This is a genomic window from Bacteroidota bacterium, assembly GCA_034723125.1.
In the GTDB taxonomy this organism is placed as follows: Bacteria; Bacteroidota; Bacteroidia; order CAILMK01; family JAAYUY01; genus JAYEOP01.
On the sequence record JAYEOP010000021.1, the window covers coordinates 23,140 to 44,961 of the forward strand.

Annotated in this window: 16 protein-coding genes, 2 tRNA genes and 2 rRNA genes; 10 read left to right on the plus strand and 10 right to left on the minus strand. The window is 32.1% G+C overall.

Translation table 11 applies throughout. The features are described 5' to 3' along the window. Positions 1-3: 3 nt before the first annotated feature. Positions 4-1,428: a glycosyltransferase gene (locus U9R42_00750; GenBank protein ID MEA3494548.1), complete on the plus strand. Its 1,425-nt coding sequence runs from the start codon at positions 4-6 to the stop codon at positions 1,426-1,428. A 12-nt stretch (positions 1,429-1,440) separates the two neighbouring features. Here U9R42_00750 and U9R42_00755 read toward each other — a convergent pair whose 3' ends face one another. Genes U9R42_00755 through obgE form a run of 3 tightly spaced genes read right to left on the minus strand, consistent with a single transcriptional unit; the run spans position 1,441 to position 3,850 of the window. Beyond that, positions 1,441-1,641, minus strand: coding sequence for a hypothetical protein (locus U9R42_00755; GenBank protein ID MEA3494549.1), 201 nt, complete (start codon positions 1,639-1,641; stop codon positions 1,441-1,443). Positions 1,642-1,675: 34 nt separating this feature from the next. After that, positions 1,676-2,845, minus strand: a complete 1,170-nt coding sequence (locus U9R42_00760) for an adenylate kinase (GenBank protein ID MEA3494550.1) — start codon at positions 2,843-2,845, stop codon at positions 1,676-1,678. A 12-nt stretch (positions 2,846-2,857) separates the two neighbouring features. Next, the gene (gene obgE, locus U9R42_00765; protein ID MEA3494551.1) at positions 2,858-3,850 is read right to left on the minus strand and encodes a GTPase ObgE; all 993 of its coding nucleotides are present in this window, start codon (positions 3,848-3,850) and stop codon (positions 2,858-2,860) included. 305 nt (positions 3,851-4,155) lie between these two features. Here obgE and U9R42_00770 point away from each other — a divergent pair, with 305 nt between their 5' ends. Next, a complete protein-coding gene (locus tag U9R42_00770) occupies positions 4,156-4,377 on the plus strand; it encodes a DUF2795 domain-containing protein (GenBank protein MEA3494552.1) in 222 nt (73 codons plus the stop codon). 177 nt (positions 4,378-4,554) lie between these two features. Continuing rightward, positions 4,555-6,075, plus strand: a complete 1,521-nt coding sequence (gpmI, locus tag U9R42_00775; protein MEA3494553.1) for a 2,3-bisphosphoglycerate-independent phosphoglycerate mutase — start codon at positions 4,555-4,557, stop codon at positions 6,073-6,075. 12 nt (positions 6,076-6,087) lie between these two features. Here the strand turns inward: gpmI and prmC are convergent, their stop codons facing one another. The 3 genes from prmC to U9R42_00790 form a co-directional block, all read right to left on the minus strand. Further along, positions 6,088-6,936, minus strand: a complete 849-nt coding sequence (gene prmC / locus U9R42_00780) for a peptide chain release factor N(5)-glutamine methyltransferase (GenBank protein ID MEA3494554.1) — start codon at positions 6,934-6,936, stop codon at positions 6,088-6,090. Positions 6,937-7,243: 307 nt separating this feature from the next. Next, positions 7,244-9,259, minus strand: a complete 2,016-nt coding sequence (locus U9R42_00785) for an FG-GAP-like repeat-containing protein (protein MEA3494555.1) — start codon at positions 9,257-9,259, stop codon at positions 7,244-7,246. Positions 9,260-9,332: 73 nt separating this feature from the next. Then, positions 9,333-10,457 carry a glycosyltransferase family 1 protein gene (locus tag U9R42_00790; protein ID MEA3494556.1) on the minus strand — a complete coding sequence of 375 codons (1,125 nt, stop codon included), beginning with the start codon at positions 10,455-10,457 and terminating at the stop codon, positions 9,333-9,335. Between the two features lie 345 nt (positions 10,458-10,802). Here U9R42_00790 and U9R42_00795 point away from each other — a divergent pair, with 345 nt between their 5' ends. The 7 genes from U9R42_00795 to U9R42_00825 are packed head-to-tail and all read left to right on the plus strand — an operon-like array spanning position 10,803 to position 18,235. Continuing rightward, complete coding sequence (locus U9R42_00795; protein ID MEA3494557.1) at positions 10,803-11,810, plus strand: hypothetical protein; 1,008 nt, start codon at positions 10,803-10,805, stop codon at positions 11,808-11,810. A 48-nt stretch (positions 11,811-11,858) separates the two neighbouring features. Then, the gene (locus tag U9R42_00800) at positions 11,859-13,301 is read left to right on the plus strand and encodes an O-antigen ligase family protein (protein ID MEA3494558.1); all 1,443 of its coding nucleotides are present in this window, start codon (positions 11,859-11,861) and stop codon (positions 13,299-13,301) included. Further along, positions 13,298-14,155, plus strand: coding sequence for a ChaN family lipoprotein (locus U9R42_00805; protein MEA3494559.1), 858 nt, complete (start codon positions 13,298-13,300; stop codon positions 14,153-14,155). Before U9R42_00800 ends, U9R42_00805 begins: the two co-directional genes overlap by 4 nt. 2 nt (positions 14,156-14,157) lie before the next feature. Further along, the gene (locus tag U9R42_00810) at positions 14,158-14,721 is read left to right on the plus strand and encodes a hypothetical protein (protein MEA3494560.1); all 564 of its coding nucleotides are present in this window, start codon (positions 14,158-14,160) and stop codon (positions 14,719-14,721) included. A 17-nt stretch (positions 14,722-14,738) separates the two neighbouring features. Continuing rightward, positions 14,739-16,085, plus strand: a complete 1,347-nt coding sequence (locus U9R42_00815) for a saccharopine dehydrogenase C-terminal domain-containing protein (GenBank protein ID MEA3494561.1) — start codon at positions 14,739-14,741, stop codon at positions 16,083-16,085. Positions 16,086-16,144: 59 nt separating this feature from the next. Next, the gene (locus U9R42_00820) at positions 16,145-16,717 is read left to right on the plus strand and encodes a hypothetical protein (GenBank protein MEA3494562.1); all 573 of its coding nucleotides are present in this window, start codon (positions 16,145-16,147) and stop codon (positions 16,715-16,717) included. A 9-nt stretch (positions 16,718-16,726) separates the two neighbouring features. Beyond that, entirely contained in the window at positions 16,727-18,235 is a 1,509-nt protein-coding gene (locus U9R42_00825) for a hypothetical protein (GenBank protein MEA3494563.1), read from the plus strand. A gap of 300 nt (positions 18,236-18,535) precedes the next feature. Here the strand turns inward: U9R42_00825 and rrf are convergent. The 4 genes from rrf to U9R42_00845 form a co-directional block, all read right to left on the minus strand. Then, positions 18,536-18,645, minus strand: a 5S ribosomal RNA gene (gene rrf / locus U9R42_00830). Positions 18,646-18,677: 32 nt separating this feature from the next. After that, positions 18,678-21,568, minus strand: a 23S ribosomal RNA gene (locus U9R42_00835). Between the two features lie 68 nt (positions 21,569-21,636). Next, a tRNA-Ala gene (locus tag U9R42_00840) sits at positions 21,637-21,710 on the minus strand. Between the two features lie 13 nt (positions 21,711-21,723). Then, positions 21,724-21,797, minus strand: a tRNA-Ile gene (locus tag U9R42_00845). Between the last annotated feature and the right edge of the window lie 25 nt (positions 21,798-21,822).

Sequence of the window (21,822 nt, forward strand, 5' to 3'; positions counted from 1 at the left end):
ATTATGCTTGAACTATTAAAAATATTACAAGAATTACTCAACCTTGTATTTTTCCTGTTTGGAATATTTGTTGTCTTTGCATATCTTGCACTAGCGGTAATTTCAGCTTTTGCACTTATACATTATATGCGAAAAAACAGTTTTGTAGATTACAATAAAATTCTTTCATCACCTTTTGCCCCATCAGTTTCTGTGATTGCACCTGCTTTTAACGAAGGAAAAACGATTATTGATAATGTTCATGCTTTACTACATTTATATTATCAAGATTATGACATTCTTATTGTAAACGATGGAAGCAAAGATGATACACTTAGCAAACTAATAGAATCCTTTTCACTCAAAAAAGTTACTTACGCAGTTGATTTCAGACTAGAGCATAAAGAGATAATTGGCATATACAAATCTACAAACCAATCCTTTGGGATGTTAACAGTTATTGACAAAAGAAACGGTGGAAAAGCAGACGCTTTAAATGCAGGTATAAATGTATCAAGAAAAGATGTTTTTGTTGTAATTGATGTTGACTCAATATTAGAACAAGATGCATTATTAAGACTTGCAAAACCATTTCTTGAACAAAGAGAAAAAACAGTACTCACTTCGGGAAGTGTAATTCGTATTGCAAACTCATGTGAAATAGAAAGTGGGAAAATAATTAATGTCAATTACCCTAAAGAATATTTAGCAAAATTTCAGGTTCTTGAATATAATAGATCATTTTTGATGGGAAGAATGGCTTGGGCGAAACTTAACGGACTACTACTCATAAGTGGTGCAATGGGAATGTTTAACCGAGATGTAATTATTGACTGCGGGGGTTACAGCACTAAAACAGTAGGTGAAGACATGGAATTAATTGTTCGTGTAAGAAGACACATGGAAGAAATTAATCAGAAATATGATGTAGTGTATATACCCGACCCTCTTTGCTGGACAGAAGTTCCTACTAGTCTTAAAATTCTTGGAAATCAAAGAAACAGATGGACAAGAGGAAACATGGGAACTCTTTTTATGCATCGTAAAATCTTTTTCAATCCACAATATGGAACAATGGGAATGTTAGGTTATCCTTATTGGTTCATTTTTGAATGGCTTGCACCTTTAATGGAATTCTTTGGGTTAATATACTTTATTTTCCTTGCTGTAGTTGGTGCCTCAAACTGGCCGTTTTTCTTAATGCTATTAACATTTGTTTATTCTTTTGCTATAGTATTTTCAACATGGTCAATACTGTTTGAAGAACTTACTTTTGACAGATATAAAAAGAAAACTGACTTAATAAAATTATTCTTTACTGCACTAATTGAACCTTTCCTTTATCATCCATTAACTGTTTTTTGGTCACTTATGGGAAACTATGATTATTTCCGTGGCAAAAAAACTTGGGGTAAAATGGAAAGACATGGCTTTACGCATAGTGCATAAAAACAATTAATCTTATTCAGGCAAGCACATCCTGCATCTTGCATCCTGTATCTTGCATCCTGCATCTTGCATCCTGCATCCTGGCATCTTGAATCCTGCATCCTGCATCCTGCATCCTGCATCTTGAATCCTGCATCCTGCATCCTGCATCTTGAATCCTGCATCCTGCATCTTGCATCCTGCATCCTGCATCTTGCATCCTGCATCCTGCATCTTGTATCTTGTATCTTGTATCTTGTATCTTGCCCTACCTTACCTTCTTAATAACTTTCTCAACTTCCTTGATTAGGCTTTGAAAAATTTCATCCTTTTTGCCAAGACCGTCAATATCAATAACAGGACTTTGTTTTTTGTAATATTTTAAAATCGGTTGTGTTTTCTTTTCATGTTCCTGTAGCCTTTCAACAATAGTTTCAGTATTAGAATCATATTCCATTCTGTTTTCTGTTTTTCCCCTTAAAGCCAATCTTTTTACTAATTCTAAATGAGGAACATTAATATTAAAAATACATGAAATTGAAGAATTTATCTTTAACAGTAGCCCATCAAGAATATATGCCTGAACCATTGTTCGTGGAAATCCTTTAAAAATAAATCCATTTGTATCAGGATTCATTTCAATTCTTTTTTCTATCAACTTAATTACAATTTCATCAGGAACCAATGCACCTTTTTCCATTAAACGTTCTACTCTTTTACCAAGTGAAGAAGCTTTTTTGATTTCTTCCTGAAGCATATCACCTGTCGAAAGATAAGTGAGATTATATTTTTCTGCCAGTATTTGTGCCTGAGTTCCTCTGCCTGCTCCCGGATATCCAAAAATTACAACATTTAAAAGCACTTTTCTTAAAGCAATTTCAATACTTTCTTGAACTTCTGAAAACACATCTTCAATTTTTCCCGTACCATCAATTCCTATATAATTATTTTTTTCTTTATAAAATGAAATTACAGGAACAGTTTTGTTGTCATATTCCTTAAGCCTGTTTTGAATAATTTCTTTTGTATCGTCTTTCCTATTTTCTATTTCTGCTCGTTTCAATAACCTTTTAACAGATTCTTCTTTAGGCACTTCAAGGCTTATTAAACTTGTTAATGAAGAATGTACTCTTAACAAAAGCCCTTCTAAAATATAAGCTTGCACCAAGGTTCTTGGAAATCCATCAAATAAAAAACCACTTGATTCAGGGTGCATTTTAATTTTCTTTTCAATAATTTGTACAATTATTTCGTCAGAAACAAGCCCGCCTTTTTCAATAATATGCTTTGCTTCCAAACCGAGTTCTGTTTTTTCAGCTATTTCTGCTCTCAAAATATCACCGGTTGCAATGTAAATAAGATTATAATTTTCAATTAACAGCTTTGATTGAGTACCTTTTCCTGCTCCAGGAGGTCCAAATAGTGCAATGTTTAACATATCTTTTTTCTTTTAAAATTCATTTAAATTATTCCATAACATATCTTTTAACTCAGCTATTCCCTCTCCTGTAATTGACGAAATAAATACAGAAGGTAAATCAGGAATAAAGTTTATTAATTCATTCTTTAATTCATTGTCAAGCAAATCAGATTTTGTAATTGCAAGTATTTTCTTTTTTCCAGCAAGCAATGGATTAAACTTTTTTAATTCATCAAATAAAGTTTCATAATGATCACTAATATTTAAATGCTCAGCAGATATCATAAAAAGCAAGACAGAATTCCTTTCAATATGTCTTAAAAACCTTAATCCTAAACCCTTTCCTTTTGACGCACCTTTAATAATTCCCGGAATATCTGCCACTACAAAAGATTTTTCATCCTTGTAATCCACCACACCAACACTTGGAGTTAAAGTTGTAAACTCATAATTTGCCACTTTTGGTTTAGCTGCAGAAATAACTGACAATAGTGTTGATTTTCCGGCATTGGGAAAGCCAACCAAACCAACATCAGCCAATAATTTAAGTTCAAGAATAACTTCACTGTATTCTCCTTCTATTCCCGACTGGGAGTAACGAGGTGCTTTACGAACAGAAGATCTAAAATGATAATTGCCTAATCCTCCTTTTCCTCCTCTGAGTAAAATTTTTCTTTGATTATGTTCCGTAATTTCAAATAATGGTTTTTCATCATCAATTTTTTTTGCTATTGTACCCAATGGCACTTCAATAATTCTATCTTCTGCATTTGCTCCTGTTTTTAATGATTTACCTCCACCTTGTCCATTATTTGCAATAACATGCTTCATATATCTTAAATGTAATAATGTCCAAAGGTGATTGCTTCCTACTAATATCACATGACCACCTCTGCCTCCATCACCTCCATCGGGTCCACCCTTAGATGTCGTTTTATCACGATGAAAATGAGACATACCTGGACCTCCTGCTCCCGAACGACAAAATATCTTTATCCTATCTATAAAATCTTGATTACTCATTTCTTTCTATTCTATATATTATCTTATGTTTTTGTTTAAAAACAATCTTTAAAGTAAGCATTAGAAACATTGTAAAAATAAAACAAATACATCACATTTTGTCTTCAAAAGTATTGAAAAAATCAATTTCTGTAAAATATTCAAAAATTTGTAAAATTTTTGTTTTTTAAGATTTATATTTCATTCTATCTAATTGTATTTGTAGCGTTTACAGAATTTTTTATTTTTTTTTCATATAATTTCAAAAAAGTTTTTCCATTTCGTATAAAATATTATATTTGCACAAAATCTAAAAGAAGCAGAATATGTATTGGACAGTGGAATTGGCATCATATCTGATTGATGCTCCGTGGCCTGCAACAAAGGACGAACTTATCGACTACACAATCAGGACGGGAGCACCCCTTGAGCTCGTAGAAAACTTGCAAGAGCTTGAAGATGACGGTGATCCGTTTGAAAATATTGATGAAATTTGGCCTGACTACCCCTCTAGTGATGAATATTTTTTCAACGAAGATGAGTATTAATTAACACTTTTTCAATTTACCTTAGTCCGTTTTTTTTGTTTCAAATCTACTCAAAGCTGATAATTGACTTTTCCAAAGTTAATTTAGCTTACTGAAACAACATCATAGCTATTGCATCTTGAAAATGAGATTTCAATTCTTTCTCTTTACCTTTGTAATTCTAAAAAAAATACAACAATGAAAAGCAAGAAAGTAATTTTAATGATTCTTGATGGATGGGGAATAGGAGATAAATCCAAAGCAGATGCTATTTTTAATGGAGAAACACCTTACATTGATTCCCTATTAAAAAATTATCCAAATTCGGAACTTTTAACCTCAGGAAAAAATGTTGGACTACCCCAAGGACAAATGGGAAACTCGGAAGTAGGACACATGAATATTGGTGCAGGAAGAATTGTTTTTCAAGACCTTGTAAAAATCAATAAAGCTATTGAAGATAATTCAATAATTAAAAATGAAGAAATTAATAAGGCTTTTCGCTATGCTAAAAATAATAATAAAACGGTTCATCTTTTAGGATTGGTTTCAAACGGTGGTGTTCATTCGTCCCAAAAACATCTTTACAAATTATGTGATATTACAAAAGATTTTGGCTTAAAAGAAGTTTTTATTCATGCATTAACTGATGGTAGAGATACCGACCCCAAAAGTGGATTGGGATTTATTAAAGAACTTGAAAAAAAAATTGAAGATTCAAACATAAAAATTGCTTCACTTACAGGCAGATATTACACTATGGACAGAGATAATCGTTGGGAAAGAATAAAGGAAGGATACGATTTAATGGTTCATGGAAATGGGAAAAAAACAAAAAATATTCAAAAGGCAATTCAGGAATCCTATGATAATAATGTTACTGATGAATTTATTAAACCTATTGTAAAAACGGATAAAAACAACAAAGCAATTACAACAATAAAAGCAGGCGATGTAGTAATTTGTTTTAACTTTAGAACCGATAGGCTAAGGCAAATAACAACGGCACTTACTCAAAAAGATATTCCCGACTATGATATGAAATCATTGGATCTTGAGTATTTTACAATGACAAAATATGATAAAAATTTCAAAAATATCAATGTCATTTTTAAAAAAGATAATGTAAATAATTCACTGGGAGAAATACTTTCAAAAAAAGGTGAAAAACAAATAAGAATAGCTGAAACAGAAAAATATGCTCATGTAACATTTTTCTTTTCAGGAGGTAGAGAAGAAGAATTTGACAATGAAAAAAGAATAATGATTCCTTCTCCAAAAGTGGCAACCTACGATTTGCAACCCGAAATGAGTGCTTACAAAGTAAAGGATGCAATTGTAAAAGAATTAAAAACAAAAGAACCTGATTTTATTTGTCTTAACTTTGCTAATGGCGACATGGTGGGTCATACAGGAATTTATCCAGCAATTTTAAAAGCAATAAATGCTGTTGACAATTGTGTAAAAGAAGTTGTAGAAACAGCCAAAGCAAACGATTACACGATTTTAATAATTGCTGATCACGGAAATTCAGATCATGCTATAAATTCGGATGGAACACCAAATACAGCTCATTCCCTAAACCCTGTTCCATGCATTTTAGTTTCAAAAGAATATCAAAAAATAAAAAATGGAATTTTGGCAGATATTGCCCCAACAATTTTAAAAATTAAAGCTTATCCTATTCCTAAAGAAATGACAGGGAAAGTTTTGATTTGATAAATGAAAAAATTATTTTTCAGCAACCACAATTCTATCTTTATCAAAGCTATCTTTCAGAATTTTTGTTTTGAAAAAACCATTCATTTTCAATAATTCAACAACATCTTTTCCCAGTGCTTCATTTATCTCAAAAAAGAGTTTTCCTCCTTTTTTTAAGTGTGATTTTGCAAACTCACAAATTTCTTTGTAAAAAATCAAAGGATTATCATCACTCACAAATAAAGCTTTTTCAGGTTCATGTTCCAATACATTTTTGTGCATCAAATTTTTTTCCGATTCCCGAACATAAGGCGGATTGCTAACTATGAAATCAAATTCCCCCTTTATGTTTTCTCTTTCGGTTTTTTCTAAAATATTAATTTTATTGAAAATTATTGAAACATTATTTAAGTCAGAATTTCCTTTTGCAATCATTAATGCCTCTTCCGAAAAATCAATTGCTGTAATCTCTGACTTGGGAATTTCCTTTTTTAATGCAATTGCAATACAACCGCTTCCTGTTCCAATATCAATAATTCTTGGAAAAGTTAAAGTATTTTCATTAACAACTGTTGATACCAATTCCTCAGTTTCAGGTCTTGGGATTAAAACATCATTACTAACTTTTATTTCACAATTACAAAAAAATGTTTTACCAATTATTTGTTGAATAGGCACATTATTTAAAAGTTTTTTAATAGCTACTTCTAATTTATCTTTTTCTTCTACCGAAATTTTATAATTACTTTTTGTTGTAAAAATATCTGTTCTCTTACAATCAAATAAAAACTCAATTAACTCGTAAGCAATACTTTGAGCTTCCCTTTCGGAATAAATTGATTTTATTCTGCTAACAATATTTTTAAAAATTTCATTCACTAACTTATTTTATAAAAAAAGTTGTCTTCTAATAATCCTTTAATTTCGGTTCTATGTCTAATACTGTGGGTAATCAAATTTGCCACAGATTCACAGATTACAAAATTACTCTTTTTGTAATTAATGCTTATAAGAAAACTCATTAATTGCCTACCTGTGCCGTAAATCCCCTAAAGGACATATCTTATTAGAATATTGCATATAAATTAATTTTAATCTGTGAATCTGTGGCTTTAATTTTTTTTACCCACACAAATCAACATAGAACCTTAATTTTTCTATCGGCACATATTAAATTTACAGCTGACTATTTTTTCACAAAAGGTAAAACCTTAGAAATATCTTTGTCTGAGAAAAATCTTATTAAATAATATCCTGATGATAATTCTGCTGTTGAAATTGAAATTATTGAATTATTATAGCTTATAAATTTTGCATTTTTAACAACTTTTCCATCCATTGTAAATATTTTATAAACACCTTCTTTCGTAAATTCTGCATTAATTTTTACATTTAGAATATCACTTACAGGATTTGGAAAAAGCTGTATTGATTCGTTTTTAACCATTTTTTCTTTTGTACCTAATGTACCCCAGTAACCATTTTTATTAATAACAATTATATCATTTATCGGAGGATTGCTCACTCTTGTGTAGGTAATAGGGTTTGTTTGCCATCTAATTACAATTGAATCAACTGTGCTATTATTGTCCAAACCAAAATTTCTAATAAAAGGTTGCTGACCGCTAAAATGACCAAAGCCTGCCGATACTTCCCGTGTTTGTGCAACTCCTCCCGAATAAACTGTTATTCGTGAGCCAATCCCACTTTTATTTGAAGCTTGCGGAGGGTCAAGTTTTATTCCTACCCAATTATTGAATTCACCAACTTTATTTTCAATCAGAAGCACTTCATGTTTAGCTTCATGCTCTCCGTTGCCGTGGCAAAGTAAAATATCATCATCACCGTCAAGGTCAAAATCAATAGGTTGGATTGAATAAAGTTCTCTAATCATAGTGCTTACTCCTGCAATTCCAATATCTGAGGAAATATCATCAAAATAATTATCTGATTGTTGTTGAGAAATAAACAATCTTGTATTATTTGAATATCCACCGTTTCCTACTGCAAGGTCAAGAAGCATATCATTGTCCAAATCAAACCAACAAGCATCATAATCGCCAATATGAGATGCTCTCGGAGGTTTTCTTTCAACACGGTCAAGAGCCCATTCAAGTTCATAATTTCCACTTTCACCTTTATTGACAACAATTGTTGACCTTCCTGCAAGTTTCCCGAACACATCATTTCCAAATCCTCCATGTACCAGAACATAAAAGAAATCCATATCTCCGTCATTATCAAAATCAGCAGGTTGACTTGCCCATGTACAAAGTGCTTTTGCTTTTGTCATTTGCATATCAGCCCAGCCATCTCCATTCAAAAATTGAGTGTTGTATCCAACAGTTTTAGCAACATCACGAAACCTACCGTTTTTCATATTTTTCCATAAGCTACCACCACTACGGCAATATGGTGAAGTAGCAATATCCATCCATCCGTCATTATTCCAATCAGTAGCATTTACTCCGTACAACGGATAGTCATTTTGTTCAATCCATGTTTCAAAACTCACATCTGTAAAAGTACCATCACCATTGCCTTTAAGCATATAGCTTGAAGTTATTTTGTTATTTTTATAATCATCAAACCAAGATGCAACAAAAACATCAAGATTACCGTCAAGATTATAATCAAGAAACGACATTCCTGTTGTATTTACCAAACCTTCATCATTGCCTGAGTGAGGTCCTATTTTATTTAGTCCGCTGTTTTCTACAAGTTCAAATTCTCCCCATCCTTTGTTCAACAAAACTTCACATCTATCTCCGGGGTCGTTGCTGTCGGGATGATAATATTCCCACCTATGATAATAAATTCCTGTAATGCAATCGTTATCTCCGTCATTATCAATATCTCCAAAAATAACATTATCTATCACCCTACCCTTTTCGCCATTTCTCCTTATGTCAATATGTGAGCCTTTTGTAATGTCTTCAAAAAATCTGTCTTTTGGATTTGATGAACCGGGCTTTTGAATATTTCTGTATAATTTTATATGACCTTTGTTAAGATTTGCTTCAATAATAGCAATATCGGGATAATGATCGTTGTTGATATCCACAACATAAACATAGGAAGCACGTGCACTGTCAAGCCCAACATCTTTAGTAACATTTTCAATCCAGCTTTCTGATTGTGAAAATGTTTTTATTGAGAAACTTATTAAAATAACAAAAGTGAGATAAATGTTCTTTTTCATTTTTAGAATATTATTTTTTAAAAATACGAATGTAATAAACTTATCCTTGAGTCCACTCTAAAAACTATTATAATCAACCTTCTGTTATTCCCATACTTTTAGACAACAATTCAGCAGTTTTATCCCATGAAAACTTCTGTTTTTGAACTTTTAATTTTTCGATAAGTTTTTTTCGTAGTGTATCGTCTTCTGCAATTTTTTGCATTGCAATAGCAATTTCTTCAACATCAAAAGGATTTACAATCAATCCTGCATCTCCTACTACTTCGGGCAATGATGAACTGTTGGAAGTAATTACCGGAACATTGCAAGCAAATGCTTCAATTAATGGAATTCCAAAACCTTCAAAATAAGAGACATAAGTCATTGCAACTGCGGAAGCTATATATTTCGCCAAACGTTCATTGGAAACTCGTCCTGTAAAAATAATATCATTTTTATATTTCATGGAATCAAAAACATCTTCCATTTCTTTTGTTCCCCAAGCTTTTCTACCAACAATAACAAGCTTTATTTCTTTTTGTGAATTATCCCTGAATTTCTCATAAGCTTTTAAAAGATTAGGAATATTTTTTCGTTGATGCAAAGCACCTACATATACAAAATAATCTTTTGAAGCTGTCAGTTCTTTTTTTACATCTGCTTTTTCTTTTTCGGATAATGCTTTAAAAATATCGGAAGCACCATTGTAAACAACATCAATTTTATTTGGCTCAATACCATATTTTTGAATTAAATCATTCTTAGAAAATTCTGATACAGTAGCAATTCTATCAGCTTTTTGAGCAAACTTAGGGAAATAATACTTGTAATATTTCTTTACTAAAAAAGGAATATCCTTAGGATAATGTTCAAAAGCAAGATCGTGAATAACCGTTAATGATTTGGTTTTATTTCTTAAAGGTAAATATCCATCCATAGAAACAAAAATATCAGCATTAATTTTTTTTAGAACTTTTGGCAACGACCATTCAAACCATAAATACCAAAGAAAAGGATGACGGGCTTGAGGATGAACAATAATAGCTTCGATGTTTTTGGAGAAAATAAATTCCTTATCAACTTTTCTGTCAAAAAGAAAATAAAATTTATGCTCAGGATATTTTTCAGTAATAATTTTTAGTGTTTCAAAAGTAAAAACACCAATTCCTTCGAGTTTATCTTTTATTAAAAACCTTGTATTTACAGCAATTTTCATCTATTAACACTTCAAAAACAAAATGCTAAATTAAGAAAACAATTTGTAATAAAGTATGCTATAAAAAAACCATTCTTTCAATAAAAATTAAATTGTTATTTCGGATGATTATCTCTTCAACTATCCGTAAAATAAGGTGTTGGAATTTGTGTGCTAACTTCTACTGATAATTTAAATTAGCATAAAAAAACAAAACAACATAACAAAATAATTTTCGTTTCAATAATTCGCTGTTAATAAAGTTTTTTTCAGACCTTTGCCATTGCAAAAAATTGAAAATGATTGTTACTAACATCAAGGATATTTTGAGAAGAAACAATGAATTGAACTAAATCAAATGTGAAAATGGAAAACAAAAATGAAAGTTTTGTTATTGTATTACGCTTTTTACTAAAATGGAAATACCTTTTATTAATAATTAGTTTTGTTGCAGGATTAGTTGCTGCAATATTTACAGGACCAACATTTGTTGACCCCAAGTATGAAGCTTATGTAATATTTTATCCTACATCATCAATAACAGTATCAAAAGGATTACTCACCGAAAATAATTTTTCAGATGAAGGCTTTCTTTCGGTTGGAGAAAGTGAAGAAGCAGAGCAATTATTGCAAATTTTACAATCAGACAGAATAATTCATAAGATAAAAACAAAATACAATCTTATGGAGCATTACGAAATTAGTAAAGATGAAAAATATGCTAATTCAAAATTCGGTTCAAGATTTCACAAAAATGTTAAATCCAGCTTAACAGAATATACTTCAATAAAAATATCCGTTAAAGATAAAGACCCGAAAATGGCAGCTAATATTGCAAATGACATGGTTGAATATATGGATACTATCAGAAATGATATTTTAAAAGTTAGAGCAAAAAACGGCTTGGAGATTGTAAAAGAAGATTATTTCAACAAAAAACAATATATTCAATCACTTATTGATTCACAAAATGTTCTTGCTCAAAAAGGAGTGCTTAACTTTGAAGGACAATCAGAGGCATTGAGTACTGCTTATGCAACAGCACTTCAAAAAGGAAACTCTGTTGCAATAAAATCCGTTGAAGAAAAACTTGATTTGCTTTCTAAATATGGACCAACACAAGAATGGATAACAGGAGAACTTGAATGGGAACAAGAAGAACTTGTTAAGCTAAGAAATAAATACAAGCAAATTAAAGTTGATTTTAAAAACTTCATTCCTCATAAATTTATTATTGAGAATGCTAGTACTCCTGAAAAAAAATGCTTTCCGAGAAGAACAATTATTACTTTAGCATCAGCTTTTATAACTTTAATCCTTACAATTTTGATCCTGATTTTTGTTGAAAATTTTAAAAAAATTGAATTAAATTAATTTTTTTCAACATTTATTCTTTAAAAGAACTCAATAAAAACTCAGCAATTGATAACAAAAAAACACATAACGGGTTTAGCTTTTGTTCTTCTTTTTATTGTTGCCAATACTATTTTAATGCTCCATGAAATTTATTGGCTCAATCTACTTCCTTTTGTTTTATTGATTGCTTACTCTTTCTTTTATTTCCCCGAAAAATTACTTTATTTTTTAATATTTATCACCCCATTATCTTTCATTTACAAATTTGAAGATTTTGGAATTTCAGTTAGTATTCCTACAGAGCCTATCATTTTAACACTCATGATATTGTTCTTTTTACGGTATTTTATTAAAGGTGATTATGACAAAAAAATTCTCAAGCATCCTATTTCTATTGCAATTTACATAAATCTTTCTTGGATTTTAATTACATCTGTTACAAGCACAATGCCTTTAATTTCTCTTAAATTTTTCCTCTCACGTCTATGGTTTGTAACTGTCTTTTACTTTATGATTATCAATCTTTTTAAAAGTGAAAAATCAATAAAAAACTTTTTTTGGTTATTTCTAACACCTCTTATATTTGTAATTATTTTTACAATTTACAAACATCATCACTTTTTCTTTTCTCATGATTATGCTAATAAAGTTACATATCCGTTTTTTAAAGACCACACAATTTATGGAGCAGTAATCGCAATGTTTCTGCCTGTTATTGGAGGCTTTTTTGTTAAAAACAAAATATTAAAATTAAACAAATTTCAAAATGCTTTTGCTCTAATAATTACAATTATTCTTATTGCCGGTGTTTCTTTATCATACTCAAGAGCCGCATGGATAAGCATTGTTGTTGCAATTTCTTTTCCACTTTTATTCTGGTTAAAAATTAAATTTAGAGGTCTGATTTTAATTTTATTAATTTCAGGCTTTTCAATATTTATCTTTTGGTCACAAATAATCCAACCATTGAGAAAAAACACTTCTGTTTCATCAACAGATGTAAGTGAGCAAGTAAAATCAATTTCAAATATTTCAACGGATGCAAGCAATGCGGAACGAATTAATAGGTGGAATTGTGCAATACGTATGTTCAAAGAAAAGCCACTATTTGGATGGGGACCCGGCACTTACATGTTTAAATATGCACCTTTTCAATTGGCAAAAGAAAGAACAATAATAAGTACCGATTTCGGTAACTTGGGAAACGCTCATAGCGAATATCTCGGTCCTCTTTCGGAATCAGGTTTTCTCGGAATGCTTTCATTCCTTTTACTCGCATTTACAGTTCTTTACACAGGAATGAAAGTATATTACAAAAACAATTCGAGTAGTTTTACAAAAGTCATGACCATACTTTTATTAATGGGTTTCGTAACATATCTTACTCACGGAATATTGAATAATTTTCTTCAAACAGATAAAGCATCTGTTCCTTTTTGGGGATTTATTGCTATAATTACAGCAATGGATATTTATTTTAATAAACAACAAAAACTAGAAAAATTATGAAAAAAACAACTTCTTTACTCCTTTTATTTATTGCTTCAATTTTTATCCAAGCAACTATGCCTGCCTATAAAATTTACAATTCAAAAGGCAAAGAAATAAACTTTGAAAAAATGGCAAACAAAATTTCATCAGCAGACGTAATTCTATTTGGTGAGCTTCATAATAATTCCATTTCCCACTGGTTGCAATTTGAACTCACAAAAGCACTTTACGAAACAAAAGGTAATAAATTGCTTTTAGGCTCAGAAATGTTTGAAGCTGATGACCAAATAAAAATTAACGAATATTTTAGCAATTATATAACTCAAAAATATTTTGAAAAAGAAGCACGAATATGGCCGAATTACAAAACCGATTACAAGCCTCCATTTGAATTTGCAAAAGAAAAAAAGCTAAAATATATAGCTACAAATATTCCTCGCAGATATGCTTCATTCGTTTCTACAAAAGGACTTGACTCTCTACAACTTTTAAGCTCGGAAGCAAAAACATTTATTGCTCCACTACCAATTGATTTTGACCCTGAATTACCCGGCTATAAAAAAATGGCTAAAATGATGAGAGGACATAGTATTTCATATCTTCCTCAGGCACAAGCATCCAAAGATGCTACAATGGCACATTTTATCTTAAAAAACCTTAAAGAAGGACAAATATTTCTTCATTTTAACGGAGCTTATCATTCAAATAATCATGAAGGAATTTATTGGTATTTAAAAAAACAAAATAAAAATCTTAAAATAATTACAATTACTACCATTGAACAAGATGATATTAAAAATTTTGATGACGAAATAAAAAATATGGCAGACTACTTTATCGTTGTTGATAGTGATGTAACTAAAACTTATTAAAAATGAAAAAACTATTTTTTATACTTGCACTTTTACCTTTTCTTTTCTCGTGTAACAATTCAGAAGAAAAAAGAGATTCAGAATTACAATCTCTTAACGAGCAAAGAGATGAATTTTATAACAAATTAACAAGCTCGGACTTTGACTTTGAAGAAGTCCGCAACCTTGCTGATAATTATGAATCCTTTATTGAAAACTATCCTAAGGATATCGTTTGCTCAAAACTAACAATTGAATTAGCAAACATTTATGTTAATTTCCTAGGAGATCCTGATAAAGCTATTGAATTATATTCTTCAATAGAAGAAAAATATCATGATAGTGAATATTTACCTGAAAGCTACTTTGCAATAGCAAATATTTATAATGACAGACTTCATAAACTAGGGAAAGCAAGTGAATATTATAGGAAACTAACAGAAGAATTTCCTGACCATGAACTTAGTAAACAAGCAAAATTTTTGATGGAAAATATTGGTAAAACTCCTGAAGAACTTCTAGATGTGATTTTAAAGAAAAAAGCTGAAAGAGAAAAAACAAATAAAAACGATTCAATTATAAATTAATTCTAAAAAATAAATTTATGTCAAAAGTTTTAATTCTTGGTGCCGGAATGGTTTCAAAACCAATAGTTAACTATCTTTTAAACAAGGGGTTTTTTGTTACCATAGGAGATTTTGAAAAAGATAAAGCCATAGAAGTAATTAGTAATCATCCAAAAGGAAAAGCCATCTTTTTTGATGCAACAGATGATAAAACTCTCAACAATCTTGTTGAATCTCATAACATTGTTGTAAGCATTCTCCCTTATGTTTTCCATGTAAAAATTGCCAAAACTTGTATTGCACATAAAAAAAACATGATAACAACTTCATACGTAAAAGCAGAAATGTCTGATTTAGATAAAGAAGCAAAAGAAGCAGGCGTAATTATTCTTAATGAAATAGGACTTGACCCTGGAATTGACCACATGAGTGCAAAAAAAATTATTGATGAGGTTCATGAAAAAAATGGGGAAATCAAAGAATTTTATTCTTTCTGCGGTGCTTTACCAGAACCCGATGCAATAGATAATCCATTTGGGTATAAATTTTCTTGGAGTCCGGAAGGTGTTGTAATGGCAAGTAAAAATCCTGCTATTTACAAACGCAACAACAAAATAATTGAAGTATCAAGATTAGACATCTTTAAAGACCTTCGTTGGATAAAATTTCCAAAAATTGGCAAAGTTGAAGTTTACCCTAACAGAGATTCTCTTGCTTATATCGATATTTATAATATTCCTGAAAGCAATACAGCAGTGCGAGGAACAATTCGTTTTTTGGGATGGAGTGAAATTCTTGATTCAATAAAAAAACTTGAACTTCTTTCTTATGAAGAAATTGATGTTAAAAATAAAACTTATGCAGGATTTCTTGCTTCAAGGATAAATGCAAATAGCACCAAGAGACTACCCGAAAAATTAGCTGAATATCTGAACATAAATATTACTTCAAATATTATCAAAGCATTTGAATACATTGGTTATTTTAAAAATAAACCTATTGACGAAAAAAACAAATCACCATTCGATATTACAGCAGGACTTATGATTCCAAACATGATGCTTCAGCATGATGAAAGAGATTTGATATTGATGCTTCATACATTTCTTGTAGAATACGAAGATGGAAAAACTGAAATAATCAAATCAAGAATGATTAACTATGGAGAAATCGGTGGCAATACGGCAATATCAAAAACCGTTGGATTACCTGCAGCAATAGCTGTTAAAATGATTCTTGATAATGAAATTAAAATAAAAGGAGTTCATATTCCAACAATTCCTGAAATTTACAAACCCGTTCTTAAAGAATTGGAAAATCTCGGTATTAAAATGGAAGAAGAATACGGACTTTCGGAATTAGGAATAATTAGAGATACGGAATGATTCTTGTTTTTGTTACACAAAAAAAATTATTCCTACACTTATAATAATGATTCAATAAAATGGTAAAAAAAATATTATTATTATCAATTTCCTTATCATTGTTAACCTTTACACTTCTTGCACAAGAAGATTATTCCAGAGAAAAAGATGACAAATATTCTAACGACAAAAGTTTTTCACAAAAATTAAATTGGGGTGGTGGTGCAGGAATGCAATTCGGAGCAAAAACATACATAGAAATTTCCCCGAAAGTATCATACCCGATAACCGAAAAACTTTATGTAGGTGGTGGAATAACGTATATTTATTACAAATTTGATTGGGACAAACTTATTGGTTATGGTGGTGTTAGCAAATCAAGTGTTTATGGAGGTAGTTTATTTACTCAAGATATGATTTACAATAATATTTTTACTCATATTGAATACGAAGCTTTAAGTTTTGAATATTATGATGTTACAATTTCTGACTACAACCGACAATGGGTAGGAAGCTTTTTTGTCGGTGGAGGTTTTAGGCAAGCATTCGGTAAAAACGGCTATCTGCAACTCATGCTTTTGTATAACCTAAACCATCAAGCACTTTCACCATACTCAAGTCCGTGGGTTCCACGTATTTCAATCTTTTTCTAAATTTTTATTTTGAAATTTAAAGAAATTAAAATATCGCCACATTTTGTTATTCTGATATTATTTTCTCTTTACATTTTCTTCCCTACAAACAACTCAACTATCGATGCTTACGGCTATGCTGCCGGAATAAAATACGGAAATGAACTATTTAATCCTCACCATCTTTTTTATTCAGCAACAGGATATTTACTTTTTAACTTCCTTCAATGGCTAGGTTTTTCGTTAGATACTCTTGAGGTCATGAAAGTCCTAAATGCTTCGTTTGCAACATTTTCGTTACTAATTTTTAAAAATATTCTCGAAGTCAACAATATCAATAAAAAAGAATTGACCTCATGGATTATTATTGCCGGAACAAGCTTCGGATTCTGGAGATTTGCTACCGAAAATGAAACTTATATCATCCCAATTGCATTTTCTCTTCTTGGATCTTTGTACTTTTTAAAATCTTTAAAAAAACATAAAACCAACTTTTTACTTGCAGGTTTCTTTTCCGCATTAGCTTGCCTTTATCACCAAATACATTTCTTTTGGTGGTTTGGTTTATTTATTGGAATATTGATTTATTCAAAAAAAATTAAAAACATTTTTTGGTATTTATTGCCAGTTTTAATTGTCTTTTTATCCTACGCTTTAATCATAGTATTTTACAACAAGCAACAACTTTCATTCAGCAACATCATCCATTTTGTGTTTTTGGAATTTTTTAAAGGAGGAGTAAGGACAGGTTCAGGACTCGATAATTTGCTATTTACAACAATAAATTTTATTCGCACATTCTTTCAAGCACACGGACTAATGCTGTTTCTATTTAAAAAAAATATTCTTTACATTCTGCCTACTATAGTTTCAATAATTTTAATCTTTTTTTCTATTTTTCAAAAAAACTTTCTAAGACTAAAAAAAATAAAACAACAAACGCTTATTTCCAAAATATTCATTTTTATTTTTTTTCTTCAGCTTGCATTTGCCTTTTATTCAATCGGAAACTCAGAGTTTATGGTAATGTTACCATTTTTAGCGATTATTCCTCTATCAATATTTTTTCAATTTAATAAAAAATCATTGCAACTAATTGCTCTCTCCCTACTAATCTGGAATTTTAGTTATGGTATTTTACCAAACAACTTTATTGATTACTCAAATAATAAAGTACTAATCAGCAAAATTCTGGAAAATCAAAATTCCCTTTTTATTTTAAAAGAAGATATTCAAATACAAAATGAGATTTATTACAAAACTGGAATTGAAGACATTGCAAATGTTTTAAAATCTCCTTCCGAAACAAAAATAAAAAACAGATCCTTAATAAAACTTGACAACAGCATCCAAGATCATCTAAAAAACAACAAAAAAGTTTATACTGATTGTTTAAACGAAAATAACGTCATTAACCGTGCTTGCTTGATAAAAAATAACACTAATAAACAATTTTTTATAAAATATAATCTCACAGCAGTTGATTCATTTAAAACACTTTTTAACAGTAAATATCTTTTTGAAATAAAAAACAATTGATAGTTCCTTTTTCTCTAATTTGATTTATTAATTATTTATTTATTCTAAATTTTAAAAAACTGTAAATTAAAATGCAAATACACAAATTTTTGTTATTTTTAATAATACACTTGTAAATAAATGATATTCTAATATATCGTTCAAAATTTAATATATCATACTGGAAAATTTCAAGTTAATATATGCAACAATATTGAAAATCAAATCATTATAATCGAAATTATATCAGCATTTGAAAGAATCATTAAAAATATTGTAATAAAAAACCCTAGCAATTTTTTAATTACTAGGGTTAGAATAATTTGGCAATTACATACTTTCCCACCTATTGGCAGTAACATCTGCGTAAATGAGCTTAACTTCTCTGTTCGAAATGGTAAGAGGTGAACCTCATTGCTATAATCACCAAATTAAATTTTTATAAACATGCTGGAAATAAAAAATTAGAAAGCTTACGGGTAATTAGTACTACTCAGCTAAAAACATTTCTGCTCTTACACTTGTAGCCTATCAACGTTATAATCTTTAACGACCCTTAATCAGAAATCTTATCTTGAAGTGAGCTTCGTACTTAGATGCTTTCAGTACTTATCTCTTCCAAACATGGCTACCCTGCGGTGCAACTGGCGTTACAACAGGCATACCAGAGGTTTGTCCAACTCGGTCCTCTCGTACTAGAGTCAGGTCTTCTCAAATTTCTAACGCCCACAACAGATAGGGACCGAACTGTCTCACGACGTTCTGAACCCAGCTCGCGTGCCACTTTAATAGGCGAACAGCCTAACCCTTGGGACCTTCTCCAGCCCCAGGATGTGACGAGCCGACATCGAGGTGCCAAACCTCCCCGTCGATATGAGCTCTTGGGGGAGATCAGCCTGTTATCCCCGGAGTACCTTTTATCCTTTGAGCGATGGCCCTTCCATTCGGAACCACCGGATCACTATACCCGACTTTCGTCTCTGTTTGACTTGTCTGTCTCACAGTTAAGCACCCTTATGCTATTATACTCAATGCACGGTTACCAACCGTACTGAGGGTACCTTTGGAAGCCTCCGTTACTTTTTTGGAGGCGACCACCCCAGTCAAACTACCTACCAAATACTTTTTCTATTAAATAGATTAGATTTCAACTAAGCGAAGAGTGGTATTTCAAGATTAGCTCCACAATTCCTAGCGAAATTGCTTCAAAGCTTCCCACCTATCCTACACATCACTTACCCAAAATCAATATTAAGCTGTAGTAAAGGTTCACGGGGTCTTTCCGTCCCGTTGTGGGTAATCGGCATCTTCACCGATACTACAATTTCACCGAGCTCATGGCTGAGACAGTGTCCAGATCGTTACTCCATTCGTGCAGGTCGGAACTTACCCGACAAGGAATTTCGCTACCTTAGGACCGTTATAGTTACGGCCGCCGTTTACCGGGGCTTCAGTTTGGAGCTTCTCCCGAAGGATAACACCTCCCTTTAACCTTCCGGCACCGGGCAGGAGTCAGGCCTTATACATCATTTTTAAATTTAGCAAAGCCCTGTGTTTTTGGTAAACAGTCGCCTGGACCTTTTTACTGCGACCTATTTCCCGAAGGAAATGAGGTGCCTTTTTTCCCTAAGTTACAAGGCTAATTTGCCGAGTTCCTTAGCCATGGATCACTCGAGCACCTTAGGATTCTCTCCTCGACTACCTGTGTCGGTTTGTGGTACGAGTAAATAATAACTAAGTTTAGAGGTTTTTCTTGGAAATTTGATTAGGACTACTATCCACTCACCCGAAGGCTTGTGGTACTATCAAGTTTCAGCACAAATAACGGATTTTCCTATTATTTGTATACCTTTACTTTTCAACGTACTATTCCGTCAGTACGCGAGTCTTTCACTATTTCGTCACCCCATCACATTATTATTTAGTACAGAAATATTAATCTGTTGTCCATCGACTACCCCTTTCGGGTTCGCCTTAGGTCCCGACTAACCCTGATCCGATTAGCGTTGATCAGGAAACCTTAGTCTTTCGGTGTGCCAATTTCTCATTGGCATTATCGTTACTTATGCCTACATTTTCTTTTCTTGAATCTCCAAAAAACCTTACGATTCTTCTTCATTGATGCAAGAATGCTCTCCTACCTTTCAATATTGCTATTGAAACTATAGCTTCGGTAATATGCTTAATGCCCGATTATTATTTGTGCTCGACCGCTCGACCAGTGAGCTGTTACGCACTCTTTAAATGATTGGCTGCTTCCAAGCCAACATCCTAGCTGTCTTAGCAGTTGAACTTCATTTCAACAACTTAGCATATATTTTGGGACCTTAGCTGATAGTCTGGGTTGTTTCCCTCTTGGCATTGGACCTTAGCACCCAACGCCTCACTCCCATATAATGGTGTCTTGGTATTTGGAGTTTGCCTTGGTTTGGTAGGCGATGAAGCCCCCTAGCCAAAACAGTAGCTCTACCTCCAAGACAATAAATATGAGGCTGCTCCTAAAAGCATTTCGGAGAGTACGAGATATTTCCTAGTTTGATTGGCCTTTCACCCCTATCCACAACTCATCCAAGCACTTTTCAACGTACAATGGTTCGGACCTCCGGACAGTGTTACCTGTCTTTCATCCTGGTCATGGATAGATCACTAGGTTTCGCGTCTACCCCCACTGACTAATCGCTCTGTTAGAACTCGCTTTCGCTATGGCTTCAAATATAATTTTAACCTTGCCAGTGAGGAGTAACTCGTAGGCTCATTATGCAAAAGGCACGCAGTCATCCCGAAAAAATCGGGACTTCTACCGCTTGTAAGTGCATGATTTCAGATACTATTTCACTCCCCTGCTAGGGGTACTTTTCACCTTTCCCTTACGGTACTTGTTCACTATCGGTCTCTCAGGAGTATTTAGCCTTACCAGATGGTGCTGGTATATTCCCACAGAATTTCACCGGTTCCGTGGTACTCAGGATACTGCTAGTTTTAAATAATTTTACGTATACAGGACTATCACCTTCTATGGTAAAGTTTTCCAAAATTTTTCTACTTCAATTAAATAAATCATATTGCAGTCCATAACCCCACTATTGCCTAGACAATAATGGTTTGGGCTGATCCCTGTTCGCTCGCCACTACTTGGGGAATCGCTATTGCTTTCTTTTCCTCTGCTTACTAAGATGTTTCAGTTCGGCAGGTTCGCTTCCCGAAAACGGGATGGCCAAAAGGCCAGGTTTTCCTATTCGGAGATCTTCGGATCAAAAGTTATTCGGCACTTACCCGAAGCTTATCGCAGCCTATCACGTCCTTCATCGCCTCTGAGAGCCAAGGCATTCATCATGCACTCTTATTTGCTTTCTAAAGAATTTTAAATTTCCAGCATGTAAAAGAACTTTGTTTTCTATAGACCAAATGTCTATTTTTTGTTGTGGAGAATATCGGGCTCGAACCGATGACCTTCTGCGTGCAAGGCAGACGCTCTAGCCAACTGAGCTAATCCCCCTCATATAATCTAGTAGTCCCGCGCAGACTTGAACTGCGGACCCCTACATTATCAGTGTAGTGCTCTAACCAGCTGAGCTACGGGACTGTGGGACATTTAATTAAGATTATTT